The organism is Lactococcus allomyrinae, from assembly GCF_003627095.1.
Classification (GTDB): domain Bacteria; phylum Bacillota; class Bacilli; order Lactobacillales; family Streptococcaceae; genus Lactococcus; species Lactococcus allomyrinae.
Genome location: NZ_CP032627.1, coordinates 1,936,792 through 1,952,377, shown reverse-complemented (window position 1 = coordinate 1,952,377; position 15,586 = coordinate 1,936,792). Strand labels below are relative to the sequence as shown.

Below are 15,586 nucleotides of genomic sequence, written 5' to 3'. Positions count from 1 at the left end.
ATTTTATCAAAGTATTTTTTAACCAAATAGGTCCAAAAAATAGTGTAATTCTTCCTGCAATATGCTATAATTATATTTGAGATTTTCTATCTAATGAAATCTGTAACCTGTAAAGTAATTAAAAATTTTTTGGAGTAAAGCATGTCAAGTACTGTCATTATCCTTATCGTTGTCCTAGTAGTTATCGTCATTGGTTTTTATATTTTCGCAATTTTGATGCGAAAGAAAACAGAAGATCGTATCTTAGCCATGGAAGAAAGAAAAGAAATACTTTTCGATCTTCCAGTTCAAGAAGAAATAGATTCAGTTAAAAAAATGCACCTTGTCGGACAGTCACAAACGATCTTCCGAGAATGGAATCAAAAATGGATTGATTTGTCATCAAATTCTTTTGCTGACCTTGAAAATCACATCTTTGAGGCAGAACAGCTCAATGATTCTTTTCATTTTTTCCGCGCACGTGAATCGGTTGCAGATAGTGAAGCGCAAATTGAACTGATGGAAGAAGAAGTAGAGTCCATTCGTCAAGGTGTGGCACAGTTAACAGAGCAAGAAAAAAGGAATTCTAATAAAATTCAAGAGTCCCTCGATTTGTACGATAGCTTACGAAATGATATTACTGATAATGCAGATTTGTACGGAACGGTTATTCACGAGCTTGAGAAACATTTGACTAATATTGAAGCAGAGTTTTCTCAATTTGTGACTTTGAACTCTACAGGAGATCCTATTGAGGCAGCTGAGGTTCTGGAAACGGCAGAAGAACATACTATTGCATTGAGAGCAATTACTGAGCAGATTCCTGAATTTATCGAAAAAATTGAAAAAGATATTCCTAAACAACTTGCTGATCTCAAGGAAGCGAGCGATAAATTTATAGAAGAAGAGTACATCCTTCCCGAAAGTGTTGATATTGAGGAAAAGATGGCAGATATTCAAGAACATCTTGATGATACACGAAATCTTTTGGAACAATTTGAACTTGATCGTGTAGAAACTGAACTTGTTTCTATTCAAGATAAGATTGAGAGTCTCTATGCTATATTTGATAAAGAATATGGTGCGCGCAGAAATGTTGAAAAGCGTTCAGCTGTGCTCAAAGAATATATTGAACATATTCGTTCAAATAATAAAAATTTACTTCTTGAAATTGACCATATTACACAATCATACATCCTTTCTGGAAATGAAAAAGGTTATGTTCGAGGTTATCAAGAACACTTAGAGACGCTAGAAGTTGATGCTAACGATATATTAAAAGCTATTGAGGAAAAAGCTCATCCTTACTCTGTACTTTCGCGTAGAGTAAATTCCATTGTTAATGCTTTGGAAGAAATGGAAAAGAATCAAATAAAAATCAATAATACTTTAACAGGACTGAAAGATGAAGAAAAGGCTGCACAAGAAATTGCTGAAAGGTTTGATTCGGAACTCAGAACAATAAAACGATATGTTGAGAAAAGAAATCTACCAGGTCTCCCTAAAGACTATTTGGATTTATTCTTTATGACAGGAGACCGTATTCAAAATCTCTTTAAAGAGCTAGGGCGTGTCAGAATTAACATAGATACAATCAATCATCTAGTTGATGTCAGTACAGAAGATATGCATGTTTTGAAAGAAGCAACAAATAATCTTACAGACCATGCGGTTTTGGCAGAACAACTTATTCAATACGCCAATCGTTATAAGGCATCAAACGAACAGGTTGCTTCAGGAATTTCACGAGCTCTCCAATTATTTGAGCGCGACCGAGACTACAATGCTTCATTTGATGAAATATCGAAAACATTAGAGCTTGTGGAACCAGGAGCGGCTTCGAGAATTTCGGGAGTATATTTTAAAGATAAAGCTAAACCAGATTATTTATGATTTTTATAAAGACGAGGATATCCTCGTCTTTTTATTTTATATTTTTTAGACGTAATAATTTGCATATTATTGGAAGTAAAAGAAAAATAGACCTATAATAGAATTAAAATTGAAAGGAGTGATAAAACTATGAAAGGATATCAATATCATGTTCATTTATCATTCTCCTCCGAGCATCTAAAAGATAAAAATACGTTAGTAAAAAAACAAATAGGAGAGAGTGTGTTTGCCACAAAACAATAAAATAAATTTTGATCAAGTCTTTTCAAGACTTAAACCAATTGTCTTAAAAGCGATGAAACAGCTTCGAGTTCGCTCTTGGACATATGACGATTATCTTCAAGAAGGAATGATAGTTCTGTATCAATTACTTGAATCAAGTGTGGGGTTGGAGGGACTGCCAATAAAATTCAAGGTCCAATATCACCAACGGTTGATAGATGAAATCCGTCATAGTCAAGCGAAAAAACGAGGCTTTGACCAATTAGGAGCGGTAGATATCTATGAGTATTCGGATGTCATTTCGTCACACGGAGAGACCCCGGAAAGTGCACTTGTATTTAATCACCTTCTAGCAGAGGTGTATGAGTGCCTTCGTCCTCATTACCAAGAACTTCTCGTTCGCCAAATGCGAGGCGAAGAACTGACACGTATGGAGCGCTATCGGCTCAAAGAAAAAATTAAATCTATTCTTTTTGATTTAGATGACTCGGAAGAATAAAAAGGAAGTTCCCTGCTAGCTACAGGGGCTTCTTTTTTGGGTACATTTCATTCAGAAAGCGATAGAGATTATAATGAAGCGGATACAAGGGGAGTAGAAAACGAACAAAGGTAAAAAAAGGTCTGGAAGTCGTGATAAAATTCTTGACAAAGGAAGTGGTGTTTGATAGAATATAATAGTTGTCGCGAGAGAGGGAAGCCGCTCAAGCGAATAGACCCTTGAAAACTGAATAAAGAAGAATGACTCATGTGATGTAGTAAGATACATCAAAAAATCTGTCAATCAATAATGAAAGACAAGCCAGTCACTACGGTGACTTAAATACTTTATTTGAGAGTTTGATCCTGGCTCAGGACGAACGCTGGCGGCGTGCCTAATACATGCAAGTTGAGCGCTGAAGGAAGGTACTTGTACCGACTGGAAGAGCAGCGAACGGGTGAGTAACGCGTGGGGAATCTGCCTTTGAGCGGGGGACAACATTTGGAAACGAATGCTAATACCGCATAACAACTTTAAACACAAGTTAAAAGTTTGAAAGATGCAAAAGCATCACTCAGAGATGATCCCGCGTTGTATTAGCTAGTTGGTGAGGTAAAGGCTCACCAAGGCGATGATACATAGCCGACCTGAGAGGGTGATCGGCCACATTGGGACTGAGACACGGCCCAAACTCCTACGGGAGGCAGCAGTAGGGAATCTTCGGCAATGGACGAAAGTCTGACCGAGCAACGCCGCGTGAGTGAAGAAGGTTTTCGGATCGTAAAACTCTGTTGTTAGAGAAGAACGTGTGTGGGAGTGGAAAATCCATGCAGTGACGGTATCTAACCAGAAAGGGACGGCTAACTACGTGCCAGCAGCCGCGGTAATACGTAGGTCCCGAGCGTTGTCCGGATTTATTGGGCGTAAAGCGAGCGCAGGTGGTTTATTAAGTCTGGTGTAAAAGGCAGTGGCTCAACCATTGTATGCATTGGAAACTGGTAGACTTGAGTGCAGGAGAGGAGAGTGGAATTCCATGTGTAGCGGTGAAATGCGTAGATATATGGAGGAACACCGGTGGCGAAAGCGGCTCTCTGGCCTGTAACTGACACTGAGGCTCGAAAGCGTGGGGAGCAAACAGGATTAGATACCCTGGTAGTCCACGCCGTAAACGATGAGTGCTAGATGTAGGAAGCTATAAGTTTTCTGTATCGCAGCTAACGCAATAAGCACTCCGCCTGGGGAGTACGACCGCAAGGTTGAAACTCAAAGGAATTGACGGGGCCCGCACAAGCGGTGGAGCATGTGGTTTAATTCGAAGCAACGCGAAGAACCTTACCAGGTCTTGACATCCCGATGCTATCCTTAGAGATAAGGAGTTACTTCGGTACATCGGTGACAGGTGGTGCATGGTTGTCGTCAGCTCGTGTCGTGAGATGTTGGGTTAAGTCCCGCAACGAGCGCAACCCCTATTACTAGTTGCCATCATTAAGTTGGGCACTCTAGTGAGACTGCCGGTGATAAACCGGAGGAAGGTGGGGATGACGTCAAATCATCATGCCCCTTATGACCTGGGCTACACACGTGCTACAATGGATGGTACAACGAGTCGCGAGACAGTGATGTTTAGCTAATCTCTTAAAACCATTCTCAGTTCGGATTGTAGGCTGCAACTCGCCTACATGAAGTCGGAATCGCTAGTAATCGCGGATCAGCACGCCGCGGTGAATACGTTCCCGGGCCTTGTACACACCGCCCGTCACACCACGGGAGTTGGGAGTACCCGAAGTAGGTTGCCTAACCGCAAGGAGGGCGCTTCCTAAGGTAAGACCGATGACTGGGGTGAAGTCGTAACAAGGTAGCCGTATCGGAAGGTGCGGCTGGATCACCTCCTTTCTAAGGAATAGTTACAAAGACGTGAGCATTCAACTTTATTCAGTTTTGAGGGGTTTAGTTAATAAACCTAAGCAAGAATCAAATTCTTGATTGTGGGGCCTTAGCTCAGCTGGGAGAGCGCCTGCTTTGCACGCAGGAGGTCAGCGGTTCGATCCCGCTAGGCTCCATTAAGATAGGAAGGGCGGTCCGCTTGCGGAAAGTTCAGTTATCTTATTGTCAACGAAGACATAAAAATAGAATTGAACATTGAAAACTAAATAACAATATCTAATAACGATAAATAAACCGAAAAGCTGTGAATTTTAAAGAATTTACAAACTTATACTTGAAAAACGATGATTTTAAATCATCATGGCAAAGTTAATAAGGGCGCACGGTGGATGCCTTGGCACTAAGAGCCGAAGAAGGACGTGACTAACGACGATATGCGACGGGGAGCTGTAAGTACGCTTTGATCCGTTGATTTCCGAATGGGGAAACCCAGCTGCTACTAGCAGTTATTCATGAGTGAATACATAGCTCATGTAAAGGTAACGCAGAGAACTGAAACATCTAAGTACCTGCAGGAAGAGAAAGTAAAAACGATTTCGTAAGTAGCGGCGAGCGAACGCGAAGAAGGGCAAACCAAGAAGCTTGCTTCTTGGGGTTGTAGGACTGCAACGTGGACTTAAGCATTATAGTCGAATAACCTGGGAAGGTTAATCAAAGAGGGTAATAATCCCGTAGACGAAATAGCGCTTATACCTAGCAGTATCCTGAGTAGGGCTGGACACGCGAAATCCAGTTTGAATCCGGGAGGACCATCTCCCAACCCTAAATACTCCTTAGTGACCGATAGTGAACCAGTACCGTGAGGGAAAGGTGAAAAGAACCCCGAAAGGGGAGTGAAATAGCACCTGAAACCGTGTGCCTACAAGAAGTTCGAGCCCGTTAATGGGTGAGAGCGTGCCTTTTGTAGAATGAACCGGCGAGTTACGTTATGATGCGAGGTTAAGTTGAAGAGACGGAGCCGCAGCGAAAGCGAGTCTGAATAGGGCGTTTTAGTATCATGATGTAGACCCGAAACCTAGTGACCTATCCATGAGCAGGGTGAAGGTGTGGTAAGACGCACTGGAGGCCCGAACCAGGACACGTTGAAAAGTGTTTGGATGACTTGTGGATAGCGGAGAAATTCCAAACGAACTGGGAGATAGCTGGTTCTCTCCGAAATAGCTTTAGGGCTAGCGTCGAAATGTAAGTGTATTGGAGGTAGAGCACTGTTTGGGTGAGGGGTCCATCTCGGATTACCAATCTCAGATAAACTCCGAATGCTAATACACATGTTCGGCAGTCAGACTGCGAGTGCTAAGATCCGTAGTCGAAAGGGAAACAGCCCAGACCAACAGCTAAGGTCCCAAAATATATGTTAAGTGGAAAAGGATGTGGGGTTGCACAGACAACTAGGATGTTAGCTCAGAAGCAGCTATCATTCAAAGAGTGCGTAATAGCTCACTAGTCGAGTGACCCTGCGCCGAAAATGTACCGGGGCTAAACATATTACCGAAGCTTTGGATTGATATTTTATCAATGGTAGGAGAGCGTTCTTAACCGCGAAGAAGGTATACCGTGAGGAGTGCTGGAGCGTTAAGAAGTGAGAATGCCGGTATGAGTAGCGCAAGATAAGTGAGAATCTTATCCACCGTAAGACTAAGGTTTCCAGGGGAAGGCTCGTCCGCCCTGGGTTAGTCGGGACCTAAGGCGAGGCCGAAAGGCGTAGTCGATGGACAATAGGTTGATATTCCTATACTAGATATAATAGTGATGGAGGGACGCAGTAGGCTAAAGGATGCCAGTTAATGGATTCTGGTCTAAGCAGTGAGGTGTGAGATGTGTCAAATGCATTTCTCTTTAACATTGAGCTGTGATGGGGAAGTTTCTACGGAAACGAACTCCTTGATGTCACACTGCCAAGAAAATCTTCTAGCGTTAAATTATATCTACCCGTACCGCAAACCGACACAGGTAGTCGAGGCGAGTAGCCTCAGGTGATCGAGAGAACTCTCGTTAAGGAACTCGGCAAAATAGCCCCGTAACTTCGGGAGAAGGGGTGCTGGTGTAAAAGCCAGCCGCAGTGAATAGGCCCAAGCAACTGTTTATCAAAAACACAGCTCTCTGCTAAACCGCAAGGTGATGTATAGGGGGTGACGCCTGCCCGGTGCTGGAAGGTTAAGAGGAGGAGTTAGCGTAAGCGAAGCCCTGAATTGAAGCCCCAGTAAACGGCGGCCGTAACTATAACGGTCCTAAGGTAGCGAAATTCCTTGTCGGGTAAGTTCCGACCCGCACGAAAGGCGTAATGATTTGGGCACTGTCTCAACGAGAGACTCGGTGAAATTTTAGTACCTGTGAAGATGCAGGTTACCCGCGACAGGACGGAAAGACCCCATGGAGCTTTACTGTAGTTTGATATTGAGTACCTGTAAGTCATGTACAGGATAGGTAGGAGCCATTGAAATAGGGACGCTAGTTTCTATTGAGGCGTTGTTGGGATACTACCCTTGACTTATGGTTACTCTAACCCGCTGGCAATATCGGCCAGGGAGACAGTGTCTGACGGACAGTTTGACTGGGGCGGTCGCCTCCTAAAGAGTAACGGAGGCGCCCAAAGGTTCCCTCAGATTGGTTGGAAATCAATCGTAGAGTGTAAAGGTATAAGGGAGCTTGACTGCGAGAGCTACAACTCGAGCAGGTAGGAAACTAGGGCTTAGTGATCCGGTGGTACCGCATGGAAGGGCCATCGCTCAACGGATAAAAGCTACCCTGGGGATAACAGGCTTATCTCCCCCAAGAGTTCACATCGACGGGAGGTTTGGCACCTCGATGTCGGCTCGTCGCATCCTGGGGCTGTAGTCGGTCCCAAGGGTTGGGCTGTTCGCCCATTAAAGCGGCACGCGAGCTGGGTTCAGAACGTCGTGAGACAGTTCGGTCCCTATCCGTCGCGGGCGTAGGAAATTTGAGAGGATCTGTCCTTAGTACGAGAGGACCGGGATGGACCTACCGCTGGTGTACCAGTTGTTCCGCCAGGAGCACGGTTGGATAGCTATGTAGGGAAGGGATAAGCGCTGAAAGCATCTAAGTGCGAAGCCCACCTCAAGATGAGATTTCCCATTCGTAAGAATTAAGAGCCCAGAGAGATGATCTGGTTGATAGGCTGGAAGTGGAAGCCCTGTGAGGGGTGGAGCGGACCAGTACTAATCGCTCGAGGACTTTACCAAGAGAGTCAAATATAAAATGCTTATGGTTTAGGAGTTAGAAGAATTGTTATTTAGTTTTGAATGTTCAAAGTAACATTTAATGATTTGGTCATCATTGCGATGGAGATACACCTGTTCCCATGCCGAACACAGCAGTTAAGTCCATCTACGGCGGAAGTACTTGGGGTTGCCCCCTGGGAGATAAGCTAATGGCCAAGTTAAGTAAGAAGGGGAGCATTGCTCTTCTTTTTTTTATTTTTACGAGGTTGAGGTAAGATAAAAGCCTTCGTTTTAGAAGGCTAGTTTATTCGAGGGGATAATCTTGGAGTGCGGAGCGTATCATCGTGTAAGAAAAGCCTTTACGAACTAAATGTTGGATAATTGTTCTGTATCTTAGATTGCGCAGAGTCGGGAAAATGTGATAATATAGTTTCACGGAATATAAAAAAGAGGTGCTTATAATGGATAGGTCTTTTTCATCTACTGAGTTATATACATGGAATTTTTTAGAAGATAATGAAGACAAGGTGCGGTCAATGACTATTACAAAATTAGCATCTATTTCTCATGTTTCAGCAGCGACAATTGAAAGAACTCTAAAAAAAAGTGGATATGATGGGTATTCTGATTATAAAAGTTCAAAGAAAAATCGGCCACACTATATTTTGGAAGAATCTGGTTTTTCCGCGGTAGCACAAGAATTGATTGAAAAAAATCGTGAAGAAGTCAACCGTACGATTGATTTGCTTGTACCTATTGACGTTGAAAAAATTGTCCATCTAATTCATAAAGCACAAAATATTTATATTATGTCAGCTGGACCTACGAAAAGTGTAGCTAATTATTTTGCAAATAAATTACAATTATCAGGAAAAAGTTGCATTGCATTAGATGATAAAGATTATATGCTCTTTTATGCGAATAAAATGGGAAGAGAAGATCTTTTGCTTATATTATCGTTGTATGGGGAAACGGAGGAAATAATATTAGCTGGTGAGATTGCTAAAAAAAATCATGCAAATATGGTAACTTTAACGAGTGAGGGGGAGAGTACTCTTGCACAACAAGCAGATTATAAAATGATATGCTACAAATCTCATTTAAAAAAATTTGGCATGACAACAGACACAGCGAGTCGTATTTCTCTTGAGATAATCGCTCGTGTTCTATTAGATATGTGGTCTATTTATAAGAATTTAGGAAATATAACAGGAGCTAAATAGTTAGCTCTTTTTTTGAAAAAATTTTCTCAATTTTTATAAAAAAAGAAAAATTTTTTAAAAGAAAGCGAATACAATAGTAAGTAAAGATTTAATAATTTATTAAGGAGAACTTATTATGACAGAACCTAATATCGTCCTTGCACGTGTGGATAATAGACTTGTTCATGGACAGGTTGGAGTGGTTTGGACAGCTCAGTGTGGAACAAATTTATTGCTGGTCGCAAATGATTTTGCAGCTGAAAATGAACTTCAGCAGACATTGATGAGTGCGACAGCAGAAAGCTCAGGAGTTGGGATTCGCTTTTGGACTTTGCAAAAAACGATTGATACAATTCACAAGGCATCACCTCGGCAAAAAATATTTTTAATTATCCAAACACCTGAAGATGCTTTGGTACTGGCGAAAGGTGGAGTGAAATTTGCCAGCCTAAATATCGGAAATATGCATTATTCAGACGGTAAAATTGGTCTTTCAAATAAGGTTTTTGTGGATGAAATAGATAAGCAAGCTTTTAGAGATTTAATTGGTTTAGGCGTTGAAGTTTATCTTCAAGAACTACCAAACGATAAAAAAGTAGCTGTCACAAATGATTTTCTTGAAAAAAATAAATAGGAAGGACATTCTGATAAAATTGGAATGAATGATTTATTATGAACATTACTCTACTTCAAGGAATCTTAGTTTCTATTTTTGCCTTAGTTGCTGGGATAGACTTTTGGCTTGAAGGATTCTACTGGTTTCGCCCAATGATTGTTTCGACTGTTGTTGGATTTTTATTGGGAGATTTGACACTTGGTATTATTGCTGGTGGATTGACCGAACTTACATTTGCGGGTTTGACACCTGTAGGGGGAACACAGCCACCTAATCCCGTACTTGCTGGGATTATGACAGTTGTCATTGCACATACCACAGGACACAATGCTGCTACGGCTATCGGTCTGGCGCTTCCTTTTAGTATTCTTATGCAATATATCATGCTATTCTATTATTCAGCATTTTCAGGTTTTACTAAGAAATTGGATGTCTATGCAGCCAATGCAGATGTCAAAAAATTTGCAAGACTGGTGTTACTTCCTACTGTTATCGTTGGAATCACCTACTTTGTCATTACCTTCTTGGCTGTTTATGGCGCACAAGAGCCGATGAAACAATTTGTCAATTCGTTTCCAGCATGGCTTAATCATGGCTTGAACATTGCAGGTGGAATTCTTCCCGCAGTTGGTTTTGGTTTATTGCTTAAAAATATGTTTAAAGTCAAATATACTGCTTATTTGCTTATAGGTTTTACAGCGGCAGGTTTTATTACTTTTGGTAATTTAATGCCTGTAGCTGTTATTGGTGTAGCACTTGCTCTTATTGAGTTTTACCATGCACGTGAAAAAGATGAAACAGACAAGAAAATGAGAGCAATTGAGGAGCTGGCACTCACTGGAGGAGGTGAAGAAGATGGAATCTAAAGCTGAGACACCAAAGAAAATTTTAACTAAAAAAGATATTACAATGCTCGCGATTCGTTCTTTATATAATCAAGCAGCGTTTAATTATCAACGGATGCAGGCAGATGGTTATACCTTAGCAATCCTGCCCATGCTTAAAAAAGTATATGGTGAAGATAAAGAAGGGTTAGCAAAAGCCATGACTGCCAACTTAGCTTTTATCAATACAAACAATTATGCGGTTCCATTTATTGAGGGCTTGACTGCTTCATTAGAAGAAAGTCATGAAAGCCGTGAGATGATTGATACAATTCGTGTTTCTTTGTTTGGACCTCTTGCAGGCATAGGAGATGCGATTACATGGTTTACGATTTTGCCTATTACAGCCGGTATTACAGCCAGTTTTGCAAAAGAAGGAAGTATTTTAGGTCCGTTAGTATTCTTTCTTGTTTATATCGGAATGTTTCTTATGCGGATTCCTATTGCGCATTTGGGTTATAATGCTGGTACAAAAGCTATCACACAAATCAATGAGAATATGGGACCAATTTCGCATGCTGCTAATGTACTGGGTGTTACTGTAATTGGAGGTTTGATTGCAAGTTATGTGCAAATTACCGTCTTGACAAAAATTCATATTGCATCAGGGCATAACCTCTCTATTCAGACCTCATTCTTTGATCGGATTTTCCCTAATATTTTAGCTTTAAGCTATACTTTCTTTTTGTATTGGCTTTTAAAAAAGAAAAATGTGAGTCCAATTATGGTTATCGTGATTACTTTTGTTCTCGCACTTGTATTATCATGGTTGGGAGTTTTGTAAAATGCGAATTATTATAACAGGTCATGGTCACTATGCGACGGGATTGCAATCTACTGTGGAGCTCTTGGCAGGAACACTTTCAGGTGTCGAATTCATCGATTTTACGGCAGGAATGAGTGAGTCTGATTTGGAACAACAATTTCCAAAGATGGATGATTTAGTGTTTTTCTGTGATTTGGTAGGCGGAACGCCTTATAAGGAAGCTGTCTTGATTGCCTCACAATATAAAAATGTAGCTGTGGTCGCTGGTTGCAATATTGGGGCGCTACTTGAAGTAGCTTTGCAAAATGATATTCCTAACTTTGAGGATGCGCATCAACTTGCACAATTGTTTATAGAATCAAGCCATAGTGCTATTCAAGAATTTACAGCAAAAAAATATGTCGAAATTCCAGAGGATGAGGGAATTTAATGGAATTAAAAAAATTTGATTCACAAGATGAATTAGTTGAACAAATAGTAAAGATTGTTAGTGATATTATTTCAAAGAAACCGGATGCACTACTTTGCTTTGCATGTGGGGAAACGCCCAGACCAGTGATGGATAAACTGGTTGAAGTACGTAGAAATGGAGAAATAGATTTTTCACGGGTACGACTTTTAGGTTTGGACGAATGGATTGGAGTTGGACGCGGAACAGTCGGTTCGTGCTCGCAAATGCTCTATGATGATTTCTTCAGACCGATGAAATTTCGCACTGATCAAATTAATATTTTTGATGGCTTGTCAAAAAATCTGGAGGTGGATATCAAAAACGTTAATCAGATTGTTGAGGAGCTCGGCATTGATTTTGTGTTATTGGGTATCGGAATGAATGGTCATATTGGGCTTAATGAACCAGGATTTAATCCTGATGAAAAGGCACATGTGGTTGAACTCTCTGATATGACAAAAAAAGTTATGCCAAAATATTTTGACCAAAAAATTAATCTACAACAAGGAATTACTTTAGGTTTTTCGCAACTTTTATCTGCTCAAAAAATCATTTTAATGGCAACTGGTGAACGAAAAGCTAAAATTGTCAAAGAGATCGTAAGTTCTGAGCCAAGCAATGGCTTGCCTGCTTCAATGTTCAAACAATCCAAACATGAATCATTTTTCTTCATTGATAAGGCAGCAGGCGCAAGGTTATGAGGGAAGTCTTTGATTGAAAATATAAAAAAGAAAGATATATTTTTGGGGTAATTTACTTGATAGTGCAATAGTCACTTATGATTTGTAATAGCAGTTGTTTGAGTTCTTCAAATGGATCAAGTTTATGGCTAAAATAGACTTCTGTTGGTGCAAATCGAAGAAATCTGCATTTAAAAAAATTTATTTCTGCAAGGTTTTTAGAAAGTAGACAACACTAGGTTTTCAATGAGTGTTATAGAATATAGATTTGAGATAGTTAAAAAACCAGCGTCGTTGTTGGTTTTTTCATTTTCAACTGACTTATTTAGAGCTTTTTTTTTGCAGGAAAATCCAAAGTAAATCAGTATGTTTAAGTGAGAGTGATTTTTTACGGATGAGATTGTGGCGTTTTAGGTTATAATGATACTATGGAAAATAAGAATAGACTTTTGTTGATTGATGGTTCTTCGATTGCTTTTAGGGCTTTCTTTGCATTGTATAATCAGTTGGATCGGTTTGTGGCTCCAAATGGCTTGCATACCAATGCAATTTTTGCTTTTCACACGATGTTGTCATCTTTGATGGAACGTATTCAACCGACACATGTGTTGATTGCTTTTGATGCTGGGAAAACAACTTTTCGGACAGAAATGTTTTCGGAATATAAGGGGGGGCGCTCTAAAACTCCAGATGAATTTCGTGAGCAGTTACCATTTATCAAGGAAATGATTGAGAAATTGGGGATTCGTCATTATGAATTGGTGAATTACGAAGCTGATGATATTATTGGAACTTTGGATAAAATGGCTGAGGCGCCAGATGTGGATTTTGATGTCACCATTGTTACTGGTGATAAGGATATGATTCAGTTGACAGACTGGAATACCCGAGTGGAAATCTCTAAAAAAGGTGTGGCGGAATTTGAAGAATTTACACCTGAGTACTTGAATGAGAAAATGGGACTTACTCCAACGCAATTCATTGACTTAAAGGCATTGATGGGAGATTCGTCAGATAATTATCCTGGAGTGACTAAAGTTGGTGAAAAGACGGCATTGAAGTTGCTGCAAGAGTGGGAGACACTTGATAATTTATATGCAAATATAGACTCGCTCAAGGCGAGCAAGATGAAAGAGAACCTGGTTGCTGACAAGGAAATGGCTTATTTGTCACAGAAGCTTGCCACAATCAATACAAATGCGCCAATAGAAATTGGTTTGGAAGACACTCGAATCCAATCTAAAAATATTTCGGCACTTAGTGTTTTTTATGATGAGATGGGATTTGCTCAATTTAAGAATAAATTATTGTCTGATGGTGGGTTGTCAGAACTGACAGAAACTACTAGAGATGAAATTGATTTTGAGGTAGTTACTGACGGGGATTCTGATTTTTCTGTCAGTAAAGATGATTTCTTTTATTTGGAAACTTTAGGCGAGAATTATCATCGGGAAAAAATTGTTGCATTTGCATGGGGAAATGCTGAGAAAATCTATGTTTCTAAGAATCTGTCAGTGCTGACAGAAATGGAACTGCCTGAAAACACCTATGATTTCAAGAAAAATCGAGTGTTGTTACATCATTTGGGGCGTGAGCTACCGGTTTCTAGATTTGATGCGATGCTTGCGAAATACCTGATTTCGACAACTGAGGATAATAAAATTTCTACCATTGCGCGTCTATTTGATGCTGGGCAAGTTGCTTTAGATGAGGAGATTTTTGGTAAGGGAACGAAACTTGCTGTTCCCGATGATGAAGTGTTGTTTGAACATTTGGCTAGGAAAATCAGAGTATTGGTCAATGCAAAATCAAAAATGTTAGCGGAACTTGAAGAAAATGAACAATTATCATTGCTGACAGAAATGGAATTGCCGTTAGCAGAAGTGCTTGCAAAAATGGAAATTACAGGAATCTCTGTCAGTAATGATACACTTGAGGAAATTGGTAATGAAAATGAGGAAAAGTTGTCATTGCTGACAAAAGAAATTTACGAATTGGCTGGAGAAGAATTTAATATTAATTCGCCGAAACAGCTTGGTGTGATTTTGTTTGAGAAGCTACAATTGCCTGCGGGCAAAAAAACAAAAACAGGCTATTCTACTGCGGTTGATGTTTTAGAAGATTTAGCACCATTGTCGCCTGTTGTGGCAAAGATTCTTGAGTATCGTCAAATTAATAAGGTTCAATCCACTTATGTGAAAGGATTGATTCCTCAGATCGCCGAAGATGGAAAAATCCATACGCGCTATGTGCAAGATTTGACGCAGACTGGACGTCTATCTTCGGTTGACCCTAATTTACAAAATATTCCAGTGCGTCTTGAAGAAGGACGAAAGATTCGTCGGGCATTTGTACCAAGCAAAGGGGCAGTGCTTTTGAGTTCGGATTATTCGCAGATCGAGTTGCGAGTATTGGCACATATTTCTGGTGATGAGCATTTGATTGATGCCTTTAATCATGGTGCTGATATCCATACTTCAACGGCAATGCGGGTCTTTGGGATTGAGCGGGCAGAGGATGTGACACCAAATGACCGTAGAAACGCAAAAGCGGTTAATTTTGGAGTAGTCTATGGAATTTCAGATTTTGGTTTAGCACGAAATCTAGGAATTACTCGAAAATCTGCTAAAAACTACATTGACACTTATTTTGAACGCTATCCAGGAATTAAGAAGTACATGGAAGATATTGTACGTGAAGCACGAGACAAAGGTTTTGTCGAAACAATGAGTCACAGGCGCCGTAAAATTCCAGATATTAATGCGAGAAATTTCAATGTTCGAGGTTTTGCTGAGCGAACTGCAATTAACTCGCCAATTCAAGGTTCGGCTGCGGATATTTTGAAAATTGCGATGATTAATTTGGACAAAGCACTAACAGACTCTCATTCGCAAGCAAAATTACTTCTGCAAGTACACGACGAAATCATCTTAGATGTCCCTCAGGAAGAACTTGACGAAATCAGAAAGTTAGTCAAAAAGACGATGGAGGATGCGATAGAACTTGCAGTCCCACTAAAAGTAGATGAGAACGCTGGCAAAACATGGTATGAAGCTAAGTAAAGTCAAGTCAAGACTTACTCAGGGAGAAAATCATAAAATATTTGTCCATTTTCTTTAGTTGCTAAAGCGACTGATAAAAGGGTAATTCACTCTTGCTTTGATAAAACGCTGTCAGCACACTGACAGAATGTAAAAGTAGTAAGAATATTGATTCTTGCTACTTTTTGTATACTAATTTTTATTAGCACTGACAGAAAATGGCATAAGCTCTGTTCGTCAGAAACTTGAGA

9 protein-coding genes, 1 tRNA gene and 3 rRNA genes are annotated in these 15,586 nt (G+C 40.3%); all 13 read left to right on the top strand.

Annotated elements, in window-relative coordinates:
• Positions 1-141 precede the first annotated feature (141 nt).
• The 13 genes from ezrA (at position 142) to polA (ending at position 15,356) form a co-directional block, all read left to right on the top strand.
• The gene (ezrA, locus tag D7I46_RS09075; protein ID WP_120772609.1) at positions 142-1,872 is read left to right on the top strand and encodes a septation ring formation regulator EzrA; all 1,731 of its coding nucleotides are present in this window, start codon (positions 142-144) and stop codon (positions 1,870-1,872) included.
• 226 nt (positions 1,873-2,098) lie between these two features.
• Positions 2,099-2,593, top strand: a complete 495-nt coding sequence (locus tag D7I46_RS09070; RefSeq protein ID WP_120772608.1) for a sigma-70 RNA polymerase sigma factor region 4 domain-containing protein — start codon at positions 2,099-2,101, stop codon at positions 2,591-2,593.
• Between the two features lie 326 nt (positions 2,594-2,919).
• A 16S ribosomal RNA gene (locus tag D7I46_RS09065) occupies positions 2,920-4,465 on the top strand.
• Positions 4,466-4,559: 94 nt separating this feature from the next.
• Positions 4,560-4,632, top strand: a tRNA-Ala gene (locus D7I46_RS09060).
• A gap of 186 nt (positions 4,633-4,818) precedes the next feature.
• A 23S ribosomal RNA gene (locus D7I46_RS09055) occupies positions 4,819-7,716 on the top strand.
• 83 nt (positions 7,717-7,799) lie between these two features.
• A 5S ribosomal RNA gene (gene rrf, locus D7I46_RS09050) occupies positions 7,800-7,914 on the top strand.
• The 16S, 23S and 5S rRNA genes sit together here with 1 tRNA gene alongside, the layout of an rRNA operon.
• Before the next feature lie 317 nt (positions 7,915-8,231).
• Positions 8,232-8,918 (top strand): MurR/RpiR family transcriptional regulator, encoded by a 687-nt coding sequence (locus D7I46_RS09045; protein WP_162930871.1) that lies wholly within the window; start codon positions 8,232-8,234, stop codon positions 8,916-8,918.
• A gap of 115 nt (positions 8,919-9,033) precedes the next feature.
• On the top strand, positions 9,034-9,531 hold the full coding sequence (gene agaB / locus D7I46_RS09040) for a PTS galactosamine transporter subunit IIB (RefSeq protein ID WP_120772606.1): 498 nt from the start codon (positions 9,034-9,036) through the stop codon (positions 9,529-9,531).
• A gap of 38 nt (positions 9,532-9,569) precedes the next feature.
• The gene (agaC, locus tag D7I46_RS09035; protein WP_120772605.1) at positions 9,570-10,379 is read left to right on the top strand and encodes a PTS galactosamine transporter subunit IIC; all 810 of its coding nucleotides are present in this window, start codon (positions 9,570-9,572) and stop codon (positions 10,377-10,379) included.
• Positions 10,369-11,181 carry a PTS galactosamine transporter subunit IID gene (gene agaD / locus D7I46_RS09030; protein WP_120772604.1) on the top strand — a complete coding sequence of 271 codons (813 nt, stop codon included), beginning with the start codon at positions 10,369-10,371 and terminating at the stop codon, positions 11,179-11,181. Before agaC ends, agaD begins: the two co-directional genes overlap by 11 nt.
• A gap of 1 nt (position 11,182) precedes the next feature.
• Entirely contained in the window at positions 11,183-11,593 is a 411-nt protein-coding gene (locus tag D7I46_RS09025; protein ID WP_120772603.1) for a PTS sugar transporter subunit IIA, read from the top strand.
• Positions 11,593-12,315, top strand: coding sequence for a 6-phosphogluconolactonase (locus D7I46_RS09020; RefSeq protein ID WP_120772602.1), 723 nt, complete (start codon positions 11,593-11,595; stop codon positions 12,313-12,315). The genes D7I46_RS09025 and D7I46_RS09020 overlap by 1 nt, the downstream gene beginning before the upstream one ends.
• A 407-nt stretch (positions 12,316-12,722) precedes the next feature.
• Positions 12,723-15,356 carry a DNA polymerase I gene (gene polA / locus D7I46_RS09015; RefSeq protein ID WP_120772601.1) on the top strand — a complete coding sequence of 878 codons (2,634 nt, stop codon included), beginning with the start codon at positions 12,723-12,725 and terminating at the stop codon, positions 15,354-15,356.
• Positions 15,357-15,586 lie beyond the last annotated feature (230 nt).